The sequence below is a fragment of the Ancylobacter sp. FA202 genome (assembly GCF_000380205.1).
In the GTDB taxonomy this organism is placed as follows: Bacteria; Pseudomonadota; Alphaproteobacteria; order Rhizobiales; family Xanthobacteraceae; genus Ancylobacter.
In genome coordinates, this window is sequence record NZ_KB904818.1 from 2,057,942 (window position 1) to 2,075,346 (window position 17,405).

Sequence of the window (17,405 nt, forward strand, 5' to 3'; positions counted from 1 at the left end):
TGGGATGAGCCCCCTGCATCGCCGTCATCCCCGGGCGGGTGTTCACCGGGACCGACAATGGCTCACGGTGATGATCTGAAGCCCTTAAGTCGCCCATTCGGGCCTCGCGGATGCGCACCACTCTGTTAATTCTAAAAGATGGCCATTGACCCATCTCGCGGCTGGGACGCGATCGCGCATAGGTTCATCGAGGTGCGATCAGGCATAGGCGCCGAGATTGTGCGTCGATGGGCAAGGCAATTGCCATCAGGCGGAACCGTGGTGGACGTCGGCTGCGGTTCGGGCAAACCTATTTCCACAGTGCTCGCGGAAGAAGGCTTTGAAGTCTTCGGGATCGACGCCTCTCCAGCGCTTGTGGCGGAGTTCCGCCGCCAGTTCCCGTCCGCCGAGATAGCCTGCGAGGCGGCGCAGACGAGCGACTTTTTTCGGCGAAGGTTCGATGGAGCCGTCGCAGTTGGCCTCCTGTTTCTGCTGCCCGCCAACGACCAACGCAAGGTCATTGATCGGGTAGCGGGGGCTTTGGAGCCAGGCGGGCGGTTCCTGTTCAGCGCGCCGCGCCAACCTTGCGTATGGGATGACATGCTGACGGGACAGCCGTCACTTTCCCTTGGAGAGGAGGAATATCAAAGCGCACTGGAGCAGGCCGGGATGAGGCTCCATGGTCACTATGTCGATGAAGGTCAAAACGACTATTTTGATGCGGTGCGCACGTCCCCCTAGCGGCTCCGATATCGGCTTCCGCCCCCTAATAGACCGATGGCCTGTCCGGCTTCATCGCCCCAGATCGAGTTTGCCAGTACTGGTATATTCCCCTCATTTCAGGGCGTGACCCGGGGACCCAGAGAGGCGGAAGCCTGGGTGGCCGGGTCAAGCCCGGCCATGAGGGATTGGTCGGCCAGCGCACCGTGAAGGATGAACGTCACCGCTCCCCTCACCGCAGGGGGATGACCGCCACCGCGTCGACCTCGACGAGATATTCCGGCTGGGCGAGGGCGTCGACGCCGATCCAGGTGGAGCTCGGCGGGTTTTCCGTGCCGAACACCTCCGCCAGCACCCGCCCGACAAGGTCGGCCTCCGGGCCGGAACGGAAGCCGGGCATATAGAGCCGCAGCATCTGGAGGTCGTCCGCCGTGCCGCCGGCGGCCTCCACCGCGAGGATGACCTGCCGCAGCACCTGCCGCAGCTGCGCCTCGCGCCCCACCGCGCTGACCTTTCCGTCGGCATCCCACGCCACCTGCCCGGCGACATGGACGAGGGTTCCCGGCGGCGAGACGCTCACCTGCGAGAAGCCCCAAGGGCGGCTGTCGAACAGTTGCGGCGGCTGCAGGGTGCGGCGGGGCATGGGGCGGCCTGTGTGGGTGGGGATGATAAAACACTGCGTGCTTCGAGGCCGGCGCGGTGCGCCGGCGCCTCAGCATGACGAGGTTTTTCCTCTCCGCTGATCACGCCGTCATCCTGAGGTGCGAGCGCAGCGAGCCTCGAAGGATGATCAGCCGCGCGGAGCCGGAAACGTCGGCCGTCCGGGACGATGGATGCGCCTCACCCCTTGGCCAGCGTCTCCAGGAAGCGGATGGCCTCGCCCTGCGCGGGAGCGACGAGTTCGCCTTCCCACATCACCTTGTTGCCGCGAATGAGTGTGCCGACCGGCCAGCCGGTCACCTCCACCCCGTCATAGGGCGTCCAGCCGGCCTTGGAGGCGATCCATTCATTGCGGATGGTCTGGCGCCGCTTCATGTCCACGATAGTGAAGTCGGCGTCATAGCCCACCGCGATGCGGCCCTTGGTGGCGATGTTGAAGATGCGGGCCGGGCCGGCGCTGGAGAGGTCGACGAAGCGCTCCAGCGTCAGCCGGCCGGCATTCACATGGTCGAGCATGGTCGGGACGAAGGTCTGCACCCCGGTCATCCCCGAGGGGCTGGCCGGGTAGGGCTTGGCCTTTTCCTCAAGCGTGTGCGGGGCATGGTCGGAGCCGAGCACGTCGACCACGCCCTCCGCCAGCCCGCGCCACAGCGCCGCCTTGTGCCGCGCCTCGCGCACCGGCGGGTTCATCTGCACCAGCGTGCCGTGCGAGGCGTACCAGGAAGCGTCCATGGTGAGGTGATGCGGCGTCACCTCGACGGTCGCGACATCCTTCTGGCCGCGCAGATACTCGATCTCTTCCTGGGAGGTGACATGCAGCACATGCACGCGCTTGCCCTCAGAGCGGGCGAGGTTGACCAGCCGGGTGGTGGCGGTCAGCGCCGCGACCTCGTCGCGCCACACCGGGTGCGAGGAGGCGTCGCCCGGAACGCGCAGGCCCTTGCGCTCTTCAAGGCGCGGCTCGTCCTCGCAATGGAAGGCGGCGCGGCGGCGGATGACCTTGAGGATGGCGCGCACGCCCGGATCGTCGGCCACCAGCAGCGAGCCGGTGGAGGAGCCGATGAACACCTTGATGCCGGGCACGCCGGGCAGCATTTCCAGCTCCGGCAGGTCCTTCACATTGTCATGCGTGCCGCCGACGAAAAAGGCGAAGTCGCAATGCATGCGGTGATGGGCGCGGGCGAGCTTATCCTCCAGCGCTTCCGCCGAGGTGGTGAGCGGGTTGGTGTTCGGCATTTCGAACACGCCGGTGACGCCGCCCATGACAGCGGCGCGGGAGCCGGATTCGAGGTCTTCCTTGTGGTCGAGGCCGGGCTCGCGGAAATGCACCTGGGTGTCGATGACGCCGGGCAGCAGGTGCAGGCCGGTGCAGTCGATCGTCTCGCCGGCCTGGGCGGCGTCAAACGACCCGATGCCGGCGATGCGCCCGGCGCGAATGCCGACATCGCGGGCGCCGGTGCCGTCCTGGTTCACCACCGTGCCGCCCTTGAGGAGAAGATCGAAAGTCTCAGTCATGCTGTCCCCGCCGGTGATGAGAGGTTGCCGCCGCAACGCCGCGCCGGCTCGCTCTTACGCCAAAGCGCGGCTGAGGTGAACGCCTCCCGTCCCGGTCCGGTGGCTCACGCCAGCGCGAACTGCACCCGCACCGCCGTGCCGCGGCTGGGTTCCACCCGGCTGGCCAGTTCCACCTTGCCGCCGAGCTGGGCGGCGAGGCTCTGGATGATGCGCCAGCCGAGCCCGTCGCTGCGCGAGAGGTCGGCATCGGGTGGCAGGCCGCGCCCGTCATCGGCGATGGTCATCTCGTAGCGGCCCGGGCCGGCGGGCAGCACGGTGATGGTGATGACGCCGGAATCGGCCTCGACGAAGGCGTGCTTGAGCGAATTGGTGACGATCTCCGCCACCAGCATGGACAGGGTGGTGAGCTGGGTGACGCTGAGCGGCAGGTTCGGCGACTCCACCGTGGAGCGGATGCCGGCCGTGCCCGAGGCGGTGACGAGATCGCAGCACAGCTGGCGCAGATACTGGTCGGTCGGCAGGTCGAGCCGCTCGGGCGCGTAGAGCTGGCGGTGGATACGGGCGATGGTGTCGAGCCGCGAGCGCGCCTCATCAAGCGCGGTGATCGCCTGCCGCGCATCCTGCCCCACCTTGCGCTTCTGCAGGGTGAGCAGGGCGGCGACGAACTGCATGTTGTTGGCGACGCGGTGCTGCAGCTCCTGGAACATGGTGCGCTGGTTCTCATAGAGCCGGGCAGTCGTCTCCTTCTCGGTGCGCAGCCGGTCGGCGGCACTGAAGGTGAAGTGGATCAGCGTGATGTCGATGGCGGCGATGACGACGAAGAAGCCGAGCGCCAGCAGCGTCTGCCCGTCGACCCGCATGTCGTTGGCCGGGCCGATGAAGAAGAACCAGGCGGCGAAGGTCGACAGCACCGCGCAGGTGACACCCGGCCGCAGCCCGCAGAAGAAGGTGGTGAGGATCACCGCCGGGAAGAAGGTGAGGAAGGGAAAGCCGGGCGGCAGCTCGCCATCCACCGCGAAGCGCAGCACCAGCGCCACGGCGAACATCGCCACGCCCACCGCATCGGCCAGCCAGGGATGGCGGCGCAGCGGCTGGGCGGCGCGCACCAGCGACCAGAAGAACGAACCCTCCCCGCCCCCTTGCGTGGCTGATTCGCCCTCGACGACGCTGCCTGCAGCGTCCCGCTGACGGGCTGCGCCGTCATTCATGGGCGAAAGGCCGCGCCGACGGCGCCTGCGCAAAAGGCCGGGTTCCGGCCCCGGCGGCGCTCGCCGCGGGCGAAGCGCCCCGCGCCGGATCGCCCGCCAAGGAAGTCGCATACATCGAACCGGACTCCCCCAAAGCGCTGCGATTTCCGCTGGTGCGCGAGTGTGCCTGTTTGTACCCAACTCGTCACCTGAGTTCTGTCCGCTTGTGAACATTTCCCCGGTCCGTGCGTTGACGCGGCAAAGGGGAGAAGTTCATGCGCGTCGACACCAGCGAAGAAGCCGGCGGCCATGGCGTCGCCGTCACCTCGTCGGGCGGCAATAATCTGCTGGGCGCCCTGCGCCCGGCCGATTTCGCTCTGCTGCGCGGCCATCTCCGGCGGATCGACCGGCCGGCCGGCGCCGTGCTGTACGAGCCGGGCGACGATGTGCGCCATGTCTATTTCCCCTGCGGCCAGGCGCTGCTGTCCTTCATGGTGCTGCTGGAGGATGGGCGGCAGGTGGAGATCACCAGCATCGGCCGCGAGGGCGCGGTGGGCGGCATTGTCAGCCAGGGCCGGCTGCCGGCCTTCTCCCGCGCTGTTGTGCAAATGGAAGGCCCGCTGCTGCGGCTCGACGGAGTCGAGCTGGAACGGGCCAAGGAAACCTCGCCGCCGCTGCGCAACCTGTTCGCCCGCTATTCCGACTGCCTGCTGGCGCAGGTGTTCCAGTCGGTCGCCTGCAACGCCACCCATTCCATCGACCAGCGCACCGCCAAATGGCTGCTCGCCGCCTATGACCGCACCGGCGACGAGACGCTGACCCTCACCCAGGAGCAGCTGGCCTCGATGCTGGCGGTCGGCCGGCCCTATATCAGCCGGGTGCTCGGGCAGATGAAGGAGGCCGGCGCGGTCGACCCGCTGCGCGGGCGCATCCGCATCACCGATCCCGACCGGCTGCGCGGCCTGTGCTGCGGCTGCCATGCGGCGGTGAAGCGGCATTTCGACGAGGTGCTCGGCGGCGTCTATCCCCGCGCCAACGAGGTCGCCGGCCACGGCATGGTCATCACCAACGGCCCTTCCTTCCGCCCGTAAGGCCGGTGCCGAAAAGTTCCCGCAGCCCTGCCTTGCCGGGGCGGGCCTTGTGCGGCGCGCGCGCACATGGCATGCGCGCCGTCATGGAACACGAAAACACCCCGCCCCTCGTCTCGTCCTTCGCCACGCTGGCGCCCCGCTACGACCTCGTCCTGTGCGATGTGTGGGGCGTGCTGCATAATGGCGTCCTCGGCTCGCAGGCGGCCGCGCAGGCGCTGGTGCGCGCCCGCGAGGCCGGCACCACGGTGATCCTGGTCTCCAACGCCCCGCGCGAGCCGGAAGGCGTCGCCCGCATTCTCGACGGCTTCGGCATTCCGCGCAGCGCCTATGACGCCATCGTCACCTCGGGGATGGTGACGAGCGCGCTGCTGGCCGGGCGGCCGGGGGTGAAGATGTGGCATCTCGGCCCGCAGCGTGACCTTGGCATCTATAAGGGCCTCGACCTCTCCCTCGCTTCGTTCGAGGAGGCGGAGCTGATCGTCTGCACCGGCCTGTTCGACGACACGGTGGAAACGCCGGACGACTATGCCGAGACGCTGGCGGCGGCGCACGGGCGGGGGCTGCCCTTCATCTGCGCCAACCCTGATATCGTGGTGGAGCGCGGCGGCGACCTGATCTGGTGCGCTGGCGCCATCGCCGAGGCCTATGCGGAACTCGGCGGCGAGGTGGTGTTCTGCGGCAAGCCGCACCGGCCGATCTACGAGACCGCCTTCGCCACCGCTGAAAAGCTGCGCGGCGCCCCGGTGGCGAAGGCGCGCGCGATTGCCATCGGCGACGCGCTGCGCACCGATCTGGCCGGCGCGCTCGGCCATGGCATTGACTGCCTGTTCGTGGCGGCCGGCATCCATGCCGGCGAGCTGGGCCTCGGACAGGGGGGCGAGGTGGAGCCGCGCGCGCTCGCCCGGCTGCTGGCCGACGGGCCGGGCCGCCCGGCCGCCGTGACCACGCGCCTCGCCTGGTAGTGCGCCGCCGCCCCGTCGCGACTCCCCCGGATTGACGCCGGGGCGGGACGGGGCCACTTAACAGGCCTGTTCCTCGCCGGCCCCCGGGCGGCCTTCCCGTTGCGTAGCGCTGACATGACCCACGCCGCCGCCGCCCCGCATCCCTTCCCCGTCCTGCGCAAGGATGACGCGCTGCCGGCGGGCCTTGCCGCCCCGGTGGTCGCCATCGGCAATTTCGACGGCGTGCATCGCGGCCACCGGGCGGTGATCGGCACCGCGATCGACCAGGCCCGCTCGCTGGGCCGGCCGGCGCTGGCGGTGACGTTCGAGCCGCACCCGCGCGCCTTTTTCCGCCCCACCGAGCCGATCTTCCGCCTCACCCCGGAGCCGATGAAGCTGAAGCGGCTGTCCGAGACCGGGCTCGACGGCGCGGTGGTGCTGGCCTTCGACGCCGCCATGGCCGGGCGCGAGGCGGAGGATTTCGTCGCCGACATCCTGGTCGGGCGGCTCGGCGTCTCCATGGTGGTAGCGGGCTACGATTTCCATTTCGGCAAGGGGCGCGGCGGCTCGCCGCTGTTTTTGCGCGAGGCTGGCAAGCGCCATGGCTTCGGCGTGGAAATCGTGCCGCCGCTGCTGGATGAGGGCGCGCAGATTTCGTCCAGCGTCATCCGCGCCGCGCTGGCGCAGGGCCGCGTCGAACAGGCCGCCCATATGCTGGGCGCGCCGTTCGAGATCGCGGCGGAAGTGATCCATGGCGACAAGCGCGGGCGGGAACTTGGCTACCCCACCGCCAATATGCGGCTCGACCCGGCGGTGGCGCTGGCGCACGGCATCTATGCGGTGACGGTGGAGATCGACGGCGTGCGGCACAAGGGCGTGGCCAGCTTCGGCCGCCGCCCGACCTTTGATGATGGCGCGCCGCGGCTGGAGACCTTCGTGTTCGATTATGAAGGCGACCTCTATGGCCGGGTGCTGCCCGTCGCCTTCCATGCCTGGCTGCGGCCGGAACTGAAATTCGACGGCATCGAGGCGCTGATCGCGCAGATGGACATCGACAGCGCGCGGGCACGGGCGGCGCTGGCGTAGGGGGCTCGTGGCTTCCATCCTTCGAGGCTCGCTCCGCTTGCACCTCAGGATGACGTGGCCCTTTCCAAGCGGCCAGCGACGTCGTCATGCTGAGGTGCCGGCCGTCAGGCCGGCCTCGAAGCACGCATGGCCTCATACCGCCCCCTCCCTTGCACGCGCCCGGCGCTGCGCTTAAACCGGGCGCGAAGGCTAAGGAGCGCGTCATGACGAGCCGCAACAGCGATGGTCGCACTGGGAACGAGCCCGCCGGAGAACCGGCCGGCGAGGGGACGGCGCACGATTATTCCGCCACCCTGTTCCTGCCGCAGACCGAGTTTCCCATGCGCGCGGGCCTGCCGCAGCGCGAGCCGGAGCTGCTGGCGCGCTGGGAGCGGATCGACCTCTATGGCCAGCAGCGCAAGGCCGGCGAAGGCCGCCCGCGCTTCGTGCTGCATGACGGCCCGCCCTATGCCAATGGCAACATCCATATCGGCCACGCGCTCAACAAGATCCTGAAGGACGTGGTGGTGCGCAGCCAAGGCGCGCTCGGCCATGATTCCAACTATGTGCCGGGCTGGGACTGCCACGGCCTGCCGATCGAGTGGAAGATCGAGGAACAGTACCGCGCCCGGGGCAAGAACAAGGACGAGGTGCCGGTCGTCGAGTTCCGCCAGGAATGCCGGACCTTCGCCCAGGGCTGGATCGACGTGCAGCGCGCCGAGTTCAAGCGGCTCGGCGTCGAGGGCGACTGGGCGCACCCCTATGTGACCATGAGCTATGACGCGGAAGCGCAGATCGCCCGCGAGATCGTGAAATTCGCCAGCAACGGCCTGCTCTATCGCGGCTCCAAGCCGGTGATGTGGTCGGTGGTCGAGCGCACCGCCCTGGCCGAGGCCGAGGTCGAATACCACGACCACCAGTCGACCACGATCTTCGTCAAGTTCCCCGTCACCGGCTACCGCAAGAGCGCGGCCACCGCCGGCGGCCTGCCCAAGGGGCTGGAACCGGCGGACGAGGCGGCGGACATCCATTTGTTCCCCTCCTATGAGGGCGCCAGCGTGGTGATCTGGACCACCACGCCCTGGACCATTCCCGGCAACCGCGCCATCGCCTTCTCGCCGAACGTGACCTATGCGGTCTACGAGGTGACGGAAGCCCCGCACGACAATTGGGCCAAGGTGGGCGAGCACTTCATCCTGGCCGACAAGCTGGCGGAAGAGGTGTTCAAGGCCGCCCGCGTCACGGCTTACGAGCGCCACCGCGAGGTGGACCCGACGCATCTCGTCTGCGCCCATCCGCTGAACGGCGTGGAGGGCGCGCAGGGCTATTTCGACTTCCGCGTGCCTGTGGTGCCCGGCGACTTCGTCACCGACGACACCGGCACCGGCTTCGTCCACATCGCCCCCGGCCACGGCGCCGACGACTTCAACCTGTTCATGTCCGCCCATCTGGGCGAGGTGCCGCACACGGTCGGCCCGGACGGGCGCTACTATGACCATGTGCCGCTGTTCGCCGGCGCCCGGGTGATGGACGACAAGGGCAAGGACGGCGACGCCAACGACGCGGTCATCAAGGCGCTGATGGGCGCCGATAAGCTGCTGGCGCGCGGGCGGCTGAAGCACCAGTACCCGCATAGCTGGCGCTCCAAGGCGCCGATCATCTTCCGCAACACGCCGCAATGGTTCATCGCGATGGACAAGGACATCGCGGCGGCGGACGGTTCGTCGACCGGCGGCGATACGCTGCGGGCCCGCGCGCTCGACGGCATCGCCAAGGTGCAGTGGGTGCCGGCCTCGGGCCAGAACCGCATCACCGGCATGATCGAGAACCGGCCGGACTGGGTGGTCTCGCGCCAGCGCGCCTGGGGCGTGCCGATCGCTGTCTTCGTCAAGGACAAGGGCGACGGCACGGTCGAGATCCTGCGCGACGAGCGGGTGAATGCCCGCATCGCCGAGGCCTTCGCCACCGAGGGGGCCGATGCCTGGTACCAGGAAGGCGCCGCCCAGCGCTTCCTCGGCACCGACTACAGTTCCAATGAATGGACCAAGGTCGACGACATTCTCGACGTGTGGTTCGACAGTGGCTCCACCCACGCCTTCACGCTGGAAGTGCGCGAAGACCTCAAAGCCGACCGCGCCTTTGCCGGCGGGCCGGACCGGGTGATGTATCTCGAAGGCTCGGACCAGCATCGCGGCTGGTTCCACTCCTCGCTGCTGGAGAGCTGCGGCACGCGCGGGCGCCCGCCCTATGACGTGGTGCTGACGCATGGCTTCGTGCTCGACGAGCAGGGCCGCAAAATGTCGAAATCGGTCGGCAACGTGGTCGCCCCGCAGGAGGTGATCAAGAATTCCGGCGCCGACATTCTGCGGCTGTGGGTGTGCGCCTCCGACTATTCCGACGATCTGCGCATCGGGCCGGAAATCCTGAAGACCACGGTCGAGACCTACCGCAAGCTGCGCAACACGCTGCGCTGGCTGCTCGGCTCGCTGCACCATTACCGCGAGGCCGAGCGCGTCGCCTATGCCGACATGCCGGCGCTGGAGCGCATGGTGCTTCACCGGCTGGCCGAACTCGACGGCGTGGTGCGCGAGGCCTATGCCGGCTTCGACTTCAAGCGGGTGAACGCGGCGATGACCGCCTTCATGACCAGCGAATTGTCGGCCTTCTATTTCGACGTGCGCAAGGACGCGCTCTACTGCGACCCGATCTCCTCGGTGACGCGGCGGGCCTGCCTCACCGTGCTGGACGAGGTGTTCGCGCGGCTGGTGGTGTGGCTGGCGCCGATCCTGCCCTTCACGGCGGAAGAGACCTGGCTGGCGCGCTTCCCGTCCGAGACCGGCTCGGTGCATCTGGAAACCTTCCCCGACACGCCGGCGAAGTGGCGCGACGACACGCTGGCCGACGAGTGGCGCAAGATCCGCCAGGTGCGGCGCGTGGTGCTCGGCGCGCTGGAAGTGGAGCGCGCGGCCAAGCGCATCGGCTCCAGCCTGGAAGCGGCGCCTGTTGTGCATGTGTCCGACCCGAACCTGTTCGCGGCGGTGAGCGCTGTGGATCTGGCGGAAGTGTGCATCACCTCCGACGCGCATCTGATGCCCGACGAGGGCCCGAAAGACGCCTTCCGCCTCGCGGAGGTGCCTGGAGTGGCGGTGGTGCCGAACCGGGCGGTGGGCCATAAATGCGCCCGCTCCTGGAAGATCTCGCCGCTGGTGGGGACGGATGCGGACTATCCGGACGTGACCCCGCGCGACGCCATGGCACTGCGCGAACTCGCCCATGCCCGGCGGGCGGCGGAATGAGCGGCGCCCCGTGAACCTCCGCCTCGCCGGCCCGTTCACTCTTTACGGAGGCGCTTTCGCGCTGGCCGCGCTGGTCGCCGACCAGGCGTCCAAGCTCGCCGTGCTGGGCGGGGTCGATTTCGGCCCTGACGGCATCGTGAAGGTGGCGCCCTTCCTCGACATCGTCTGGGCGTGGAACACCGGCATCAGCTACGGCCTGTTCTCGCTGGGGGCGGAGGGCTGGTGGATTCTCGGCGGGCTGAAAGTGGCGGCCGCCCTGCTGTTCTGGCTCTGGCTGGCGCGCATCGACAACCGGCTGGAGGCGGCGGCGCTGGGGCTGCTGATCGGCGGCGCGCTGGGCAATGCCATCGACCGCGCGGCCTATGGCGCGGTGTTCGATTTCATTTCGCTGCACGCTTTCGGCTTCTACTGGTACGTGTTCAACCTCTCCGATGTCGCCATTGTTGCCGGGGTGGGCGTGCTTTTGTATGCTTCCTTCTTCGGGGGCGCCGCAAAATCGCCGCCCTGAGGTGAGATCGGATCTTCCGCACGCTTGAGCGGTCGCGCGGGGGCGGCATCTCGCCCGCCTCACCCGACCGGCAGGAGACGACCGGATGACGAAACGAGTTCATGCAACCCGCACCGCGCTACTGCGGGGCGCCATGGTCTGCACGATGGCTGGCGCCTTCGGCGTCGCGCCGGTTTTTGCCGCCGACGACCCGCCGGAGATGAACCTCACCGGCCAGCTGCTCACCGGCCTCGGCCTGGTGGCGCCGCCGCCGCCCAATATCGATTATCGCGAGCGCGCCCCGCTGGTGGTGCCGCCGACCGGCGACATCCTCCCGCCGCCGCGCGACGCCTCCGCCATCGCGCAGAACCCGGCCTGGCCGAAGGACCATGACGCGGTCGTCCGCGAGCAGGCGGAAAAGACCAACTGGTCCGAAGCGTGGGAATCGATCGCCCGCGACGGCAACACCAATTCGCGCACCCTCACCCCGGCCGAGCTCGACAAGGGCTACAAGGCCAGCAAGGTGACGGGTTCCGGCTTCAACAACCGGCGCACCAATGACGACAACCGCCTCTCGCTCAACCAGCTCGACTTCTTCGGCTGGGGCAACAAGAAGGCTGAGGAGACGGTCCCGTTCGAGGGCGAGCCGGACCGTGAATCGCTGGTCCAGCCGCCGCCCGGCTACCAGACGCCCGCCCCCGGCGCCAAATATGGCGTGGTGTCGGATCGTCCGGAAGACAAGGACTGGAAGATGCCGGCCTGGTTCGACCGGGCCCAGCCGAACAATTGATCGGCTGCAGCGCACGGCGCCCGCGCGCCGTCGCCAGGCCCGCCGGCAAAGCGCCTTGGAGGCGCGCCGTTGATGCGCGCCACGGAGACGCGCCACGGAGACGCGCCACGGAGACGCGCTCTGCCGCCGCCGCGGGCTTCTCTCACTTCGCGGTGAAGCACGCCGGCGGCGCGTCGCGCCGCGCACGCTTCGTCGCTACATTGTGTGGCGTTCCCCGCCCTGCGCGGCCCTATCCCGGGCCGTGCGCCCCCGGCGCCCTCCGGGCGGTCGCCGAAACGGATGAAGCTGTGACTGGAAGAATCATGCCCGCTCTGATGCTGCTGGCCGGCGCCGCCGCCGGCCTCGCCACGGCCCCCTCGCGCGCCGATGCCACCGAAGTGTCGGAATTCACCCTGGGTAACGGCCTGCAGGTGGTGGTGGTGCCTGACCATCGCGCCCCCGTCGTCACCCATATGGTGTGGTACCGTGTCGGTTCGGCCGATGAGCAGCCGGGCAAGTCAGGCATCGCCCATTTCCTCGAACATCTGATGTTCAAGGGCACCGCCACCCACCCGGCGGGCGAGTTCTCTCAGGTGGTGGCCAAGCTTGGCGGGCAGGAGAACGCCTTCACCTCGCAGGACTACACCGCCTATTTCCAGCGCGTGGCCAAGCAGAACCTCGCCACCGTGATGGGCTTCGAGGCCGACCGCATGACCGGGCTGGTGCTGACCGATGAGGTGGTGCTGCCCGAGCGCGACGTGGTGCTGGAAGAGCGCCGCATGCGCACCGACAACGACCCCGCCTCGCAGCTCTCCGAGGCCGCGCAGGCGGCGATGTTCGTCAACCACCCCTATGGCCACCCGATCATTGGCTGGGAAGACGAGATCCGCCAGCTGAACCGGCAGGACGCGCTCGACTTCTACCGCCGCTTCTACACCCCCAACAACGCCATCCTGGTGGTGGCCGGGGATGTCGAGCCGGACGAGGTGAGGAAGCTCGCCGAGGACACCTATGGCAAGGTCGAACGGCGCGCCGAGACCGCCGAGCGGGTCCGCCCGCAGGAGCCGCCGCCGCGCGCCGAGCGCCGGCTGGTGCTGGCCGATGGGCGCGTGGGCCAGCCGAGCCTGTCGCGCAGCTATCTCGTGCCGTCCTATAAGGGTGACAAGCAGGAGAGCGCCGCGCTCGACGTGCTGTCCCAGGTGCTGGGTGGCGGCTCCACTGGCCGGCTCTATCGCACGCTGGTGGCCGACAAGGCTGTCGCGGCCAATGCCGGCGCCTGGTACCAGTCCACCGCGCTGGACGACACCCGCTTCGGCCTCTCCGTCACCCCCCGCCCGGAAGTGACGATGGAAGCGCTGGAGACCGCGCTGGACGAGACCATCGCCGCCCTCGCCAAGGACGGGCCGGACCCGGCCGAGCTGGAGCGCGCCAAGACGCGGCTGGTGGCCGAGGCGATCTACGCCCAGGACAACCAGGCGACGCTGGCGCGCATCTACGGCGCCGCGCTCGCCACCGGCTCCACCGCGCAGGACGTGAAGATCTGGCCGGATCTGGTCAAGGCCGTGACCGCCGAGCAGGTGCGCGACGCCGCCCGCCGTTGGCTGGTGCCGGCCCGTGCCGTGACCAGCCAGCTGCTGCAGGTCAAGCCCGCCCCCGCCGCCGCTTTGCCCGAGCCGGGCACCGAGCGTGCGGCCCCGGCGGAGGACCGCTCGTGACCGGCGCCGCCACCCCGCGGCGCGCCGGCCTTTCCCGTTCCCTCCTGTCCCTCGCCGCGGCCACCCTCATGACCATCGCTCTCGCCCCCGCCTCCCTCGCCCAGTCCGAGACCACGCGCATCCAGCGGGTGATCAGCCCGGGCGGCATCGAGGCCTGGCTGGTGCACGACACCACCCTGCCGCTGGTGGCGATGGAGATCGCTTTTGTCGGCGGCGCGGCGCAGGACCCGACGGAAAAGCCCGGCGTCGCCAGCCTCACCTCCTCGCTGCTCGACGAGGGCGCCGGCGATCTCGATTCCCGCGCCTTCCAGGACCGGATGGCGGAGAAGGCGATCGAACTGCGCTTCGACGCCTCGCGCGACAGCCTCGGCGGCTCGCTGCGCACCCTTTCGGAGAATGTCGACGACGCCTTCGCGCTGATGGCGCTGGCAGTGAACGCGCCGCGCTTCGACGACGAAGCGGTGGAGCGCATCCGCCAGGGCCAGCTGGCCCAGCTGCGCCGGCGGCTGAACGACCCCTCCTCGCTGGCGAGCCTTGGCTGGTCGGCCGCCGCCTTCCCCGGCCATCCCTATGGCCGCCCGGTGGCCGGCACGCTGGAGAGCGTGCCCACCATCAGCCGCGACGACCTCAAGGCCTTTGTCGGCCGCACCCTGGCGCGCGACAATTTGAAGATCGCCGTGGTCGGCGACATCACGGCGGAAAAGCTCGGCCCGGCGCTCGACGCCATGTTCGGCGCCCTGCCGGCCAAGGCCCAGCTGACCCCGGTGCCGAACGTGGAACCGCAGCGCCTCGGCACCGATGTGGTAAAGACGCTCGACGTGCCGCAGACCTCCATCGTCTTTGGCGGCATCGGCCTCAAGCGCGACGACCCGGACTTCATCCCCGCCTTCGTGCTCAACCACATTTTCGGCGGCTCGGCCTTTTCCTCGCGCCTGTTCAGCGAAGTGCGGGAAAAGCGCGGGCTGGCCTATTCGGTCTACAGCCATCTCGCCCCGCTCGACCACACGGCGCTGATCCTCGGCGGCACCGCGACCAAGAACGAGCGCGCCGGCGAGAGCGCCGCGCTGATCCGCTCGGAATATGAGCGCCTGCTCACGGTAGGCCCGAGCGAGGAGGAGCTGGAGGACGCCAAGAGCTACCTCATCGGCTCCTTCGCCCTGCGCTTCGACAGCTCGGCCAAGGTCGCCTCGCAGCTGCTGCAGATCCAGATCGACAATCTCGGCATCGACTATATCGACATCCGCAACCAGCTGGTGGCGAAGGTGACGCTGGACGACGTGAAGCGGGTCGCGGCCCGGCTCAATGAGCACCCCGCGCTGCTGTTCAGCCTGGTCGGCAAGCCCGAGGGGCTGACCCAGTGACGGCCGGCCGGCGCGGGCGGCAGCGCCAGATGGCGGGCAACCCGAGTGACGACGGGAGCGGGCCGGGCGTTTGCGCCCCCCGCGCCCGCGCGGACGCTTGACGGGAGGGCGTCAGGGCATGTTCCCTGTCAGCGATCCCCTGCTATAAGAGCGTCCGGGAACGTATGGATCAAGCACATCGGCCATCCGGCGCTGCGGGGGAGGGCGCCGGGGTCCATCCAGCCGCCACGGCGGGGAGTATGCGTATGGGTATCGGGGACGTTGGGAGCCGGAACGTGGGGAACGCCGAACAGGTGAACGAGCCGGCCGGTGCGGCGAGGCGCGGGCGGACGCACAGGGGGCGTGCCCGCCACTGGCTCGCACTCCCGGCGCTCGCTCTGCTGCTGGCGGGCTGCGCCGGCAACGGCATTGGCGGCGGCGACGGCAATGAGGGCCCGATGGGGTCCGGCAATGCCGGCGACCAGGGCATTTTCGGCTCCACCATGCAGACCACCACCGTGGCCCCGACCGGCGGCAGCGCGGCGGCGGGCGGCGCGGTGGGCGCCGGCACGGCGGCGGTTACACCAGGCGATGCCGATCCTTCCGCGTTCACCTGCCCGCCGATCCAGGTGCGGGCCGGCGCGGCGGCCTGGCAGGTGACGGAACCCTCCGATGGCGGCGTGCGCTACCAGGCGACGCTCGGCCAGTTCTCGCGCGAATGCCGCTTCTCCGCCCCCGACATGAACATGCGCGTCGGCATTCAGGGCCGGGTGCTGCTCGGCCCCAAGGGCGGCCCGGGCAAGCTCACCGTGCCGATCCGTCTCGCCGTCGTCGAGGAAGGCCCGGCGCCGAAATCGGTGTGGACCAAGTTCTATTCGGTGCCGGTTGAAGTGGGGCCGAACGTGATGCAGGTCGATTTCGGCCTGGTGGCGGATGATGTGAACTTCCCGCGCCCGACGCCCGGCCTCTCCGAGCGCTACATCGTCTATGTCGGCTTCGACCCGCAGGGCAAGGAAGAGAAGCCCACGCGGGCGCGCCCGACCACGCCGCGCGCCCAGCCGCAGGCCCAGCAGGCGCCGCGGCCGGCTCCCGCCGCCACGGCAGCGCCGCGCGCGACCCCGGTGGTGACGCCTGCGCCGACCGCCACGCCGCGCCAGATCTCGCCCACCGTCACGCCGGCCGCCAGCGCCGCGCCGCGCACCAGCCCCTCGGCGCCGACCTCCACCGTGCAGACCGCTCCCGCCACCCCGGCGCCGGCGGCAACGGCTCCCGCCGCGACCGCGCCGGCTGCGGCGGCTCCCGCCCCGGACAACGGCCAGACTCAGTGGATCGGCGCCCCGGCCCCCTCCACCGGCGGCTTCTCGCAATAGAGCGCGGTCCACCGGCCCGGCTGAACAAGCCGGATCGGTGGTTCACCCTCTGACCTGTGGAGGCCGCGCGGCCGCGCCGTCTGCGGTGCGGGCTCAGCGGCGCGGGCTTTCGCCGGCGGGCACGGGCGAAGGCGAGGGTGCCTCGACCTGCTGCGCCTCGACCTGTTTCGCCGCCTAGGCCGGCGGCGCTTCGCCTGGCTTCTTGGCGGCGAAGGCGCTGAGGAAGGAGCGCACCGTCTGGTCCACCACATTGCGGATCGTCGCCGCGTCCGGGTGGGTATTGTCGCCGAAGAGCATCGGCATGATGAGCTTGCCCTGGCAGCCCAGCATGAACTGCCAGGCGGCCATCTCGACATCCTCGATGACGAATTCGCCCTGCGCGATCTTGGCCCGTAGCCAGTCGGACAGCCGGCTGACCCCGGCCTCCTGTCCGGCCTGGAGGAAGGCCCGGCCGATCTCGGGCAGTTTCTCCCCGACGCCGATCACCATCCGCACGGTGCGGATATGGCCCGGCTCGAGCATGGCGTGGATATAACGTCCGGCGAGGCCCCGCAGCGTCTCCTCGGTGGGTCCGTCGGAATCGAGGTCGAAGCAGGCTTCGGCGGTGCGGGTGCATTCATCCGTCACCAGGGCGGTGAACAGGTTTTCCTTGGAATCGAAATAGACGTACAGCGTGCCCTTCGAGACGCCGGCGGCGCGGGCGATTTCGCCCATGCTAGCGCCGTCGAAGCCGGAGGCGAGAAACACCTCCCGCGCGCCGCGCAGGATCTGGTCGTGCTTGGTGGAGGCGGGGGCGGCGGCCGTTTCGGCGCGCCCCGGCCCGGCCTGCCGTCCGCCGGCCGGCCGGCGCTCGGTCCGTTGATGGGCGAAGTCCGGTAATGAGGCCATGAACAATCTGATCGGGATGAGCAATTATGACTTATTCGCAACAACAGTTTGGAGCGCCGGGCGCCTTTAAGCAATGTGGCAGAGGGCGGCTGAGGGGCGGGTAAACAAATTGACCGAACGGTTCAGTCGATATTGATCGCGAGCGATGAACCGTTTAATGATCCAAACGCGCCAGCGGATCTGGTCCCAAGGAGCCCGCAAGCCTTTGGACAACACAGGCCCGCTGGTAGAGGGAGGGGGATTAAACCGCCCCCCCAATCCCCCTCCCTCATTCCGATCGCCCCAATCGGCCGATCGTCCGGGGCGTCTTCACATTCGCGTGGGTGCGGCGTTGGCGCGGTGTCGGCGCGGCCGCCGCGATCCCGCGGCGCCCCCGAGAGAG

The 17,405-nt window shown here is 69.3% G+C and carries 14 protein-coding genes; 10 read left to right on the plus strand and 4 right to left on the minus strand.

What is annotated here, in order from left to right; translation table 11 throughout:
- The first annotated feature begins 138 nt into the window (after positions 1 to 138).
- On the plus strand, positions 139 to 720 hold the full coding sequence (locus A3M1_RS0109390; protein WP_026221236.1) for a bifunctional 2-polyprenyl-6-hydroxyphenol methylase/3-demethylubiquinol 3-O-methyltransferase UbiG: 582 nt from the start codon (positions 139 to 141) through the stop codon (positions 718 to 720).
- A 211-nt stretch (positions 721 to 931) separates the two neighbouring features.
- Here the strand turns inward: A3M1_RS0109390 and A3M1_RS0109395 are convergent, their stop codons facing one another.
- The 3 genes from A3M1_RS0109395 to A3M1_RS0109405 all read right to left on the minus strand — a co-directional run bounded on the left by A3M1_RS0109395 (position 932) and on the right by A3M1_RS0109405 (position 4,082).
- The gene (locus A3M1_RS0109395; RefSeq protein WP_018388706.1) at positions 932 to 1,342 is read right to left on the minus strand and encodes a RidA family protein; all 411 of its coding nucleotides are present in this window, start codon (positions 1,340 to 1,342) and stop codon (positions 932 to 934) included.
- 197 nt (positions 1,343 to 1,539) lie between these two features.
- Positions 1,540 to 2,874, minus strand: a complete 1,335-nt coding sequence (locus A3M1_RS0109400) for a dihydroorotase (protein WP_018388707.1) — start codon at positions 2,872 to 2,874, stop codon at positions 1,540 to 1,542.
- Between the two features lie 104 nt (positions 2,875 to 2,978).
- Positions 2,979 to 4,082, minus strand: coding sequence for a sensor histidine kinase (locus A3M1_RS0109405; RefSeq protein WP_018388708.1), 1,104 nt, complete (start codon positions 4,080 to 4,082; stop codon positions 2,979 to 2,981).
- 254 nt (positions 4,083 to 4,336) lie between these two features.
- Here A3M1_RS0109405 and A3M1_RS0109410 point away from each other — a divergent pair, with 254 nt between their 5' ends.
- The 9 genes from A3M1_RS0109410 (at position 4,337) to A3M1_RS0109450 (ending at position 16,135) form a co-directional block, all read left to right on the plus strand.
- Positions 4,337 to 5,152, plus strand: a complete 816-nt coding sequence (locus tag A3M1_RS0109410) for a Crp/Fnr family transcriptional regulator (RefSeq protein WP_018388709.1) — start codon at positions 4,337 to 4,339, stop codon at positions 5,150 to 5,152.
- Positions 5,153 to 5,235: 83 nt separating this feature from the next.
- The gene (locus A3M1_RS0109415) at positions 5,236 to 6,114 is read left to right on the plus strand and encodes a TIGR01459 family HAD-type hydrolase (protein WP_156029646.1); all 879 of its coding nucleotides are present in this window, start codon (positions 5,236 to 5,238) and stop codon (positions 6,112 to 6,114) included.
- 114 nt (positions 6,115 to 6,228) lie between these two features.
- A complete protein-coding gene (locus tag A3M1_RS0109420) occupies positions 6,229 to 7,179 on the plus strand; it encodes a bifunctional riboflavin kinase/FAD synthetase (RefSeq protein ID WP_018388711.1) in 951 nt (316 codons plus the stop codon).
- Positions 7,180 to 7,382: 203 nt separating this feature from the next.
- Positions 7,383 to 10,454, plus strand: a complete 3,072-nt coding sequence (ileS, locus tag A3M1_RS0109425) for an isoleucine--tRNA ligase (protein ID WP_018388712.1) — start codon at positions 7,383 to 7,385, stop codon at positions 10,452 to 10,454.
- The gene (lspA, locus tag A3M1_RS0109430) at positions 10,432 to 10,962 is read left to right on the plus strand and encodes a signal peptidase II (protein ID WP_018388713.1); all 531 of its coding nucleotides are present in this window, start codon (positions 10,432 to 10,434) and stop codon (positions 10,960 to 10,962) included. Before ileS ends, lspA begins: the two co-directional genes overlap by 23 nt.
- Before the next feature lie 85 nt (positions 10,963 to 11,047).
- Complete coding sequence (locus A3M1_RS0109435; protein ID WP_245261623.1) at positions 11,048 to 11,731, plus strand: hypothetical protein; 684 nt, start codon at positions 11,048 to 11,050, stop codon at positions 11,729 to 11,731.
- A gap of 302 nt (positions 11,732 to 12,033) precedes the next feature.
- The gene (locus tag A3M1_RS0109440; protein ID WP_018388715.1) at positions 12,034 to 13,425 is read left to right on the plus strand and encodes a pitrilysin family protein; all 1,392 of its coding nucleotides are present in this window, start codon (positions 12,034 to 12,036) and stop codon (positions 13,423 to 13,425) included.
- On the plus strand, positions 13,422 to 14,786 hold the full coding sequence (locus A3M1_RS0109445) for a pitrilysin family protein (protein WP_018388716.1): 1,365 nt from the start codon (positions 13,422 to 13,424) through the stop codon (positions 14,784 to 14,786). The genes A3M1_RS0109440 and A3M1_RS0109445 overlap by 4 nt, the downstream gene beginning before the upstream one ends.
- A 275-nt stretch (positions 14,787 to 15,061) precedes the next feature.
- Entirely contained in the window at positions 15,062 to 16,135 is a 1,074-nt protein-coding gene (locus A3M1_RS0109450) for a hypothetical protein (RefSeq protein ID WP_018964138.1), read from the plus strand.
- A 174-nt stretch (positions 16,136 to 16,309) separates the two neighbouring features.
- Here the strand turns inward: A3M1_RS0109450 and A3M1_RS0109455 are convergent, their stop codons facing one another.
- Positions 16,310 to 17,023 carry a TetR/AcrR family transcriptional regulator gene (locus A3M1_RS0109455; RefSeq protein ID WP_018388718.1) on the minus strand — a complete coding sequence of 238 codons (714 nt, stop codon included), beginning with the start codon at positions 17,021 to 17,023 and terminating at the stop codon, positions 16,310 to 16,312.
- Positions 17,024 to 17,405 lie beyond the last annotated feature (382 nt).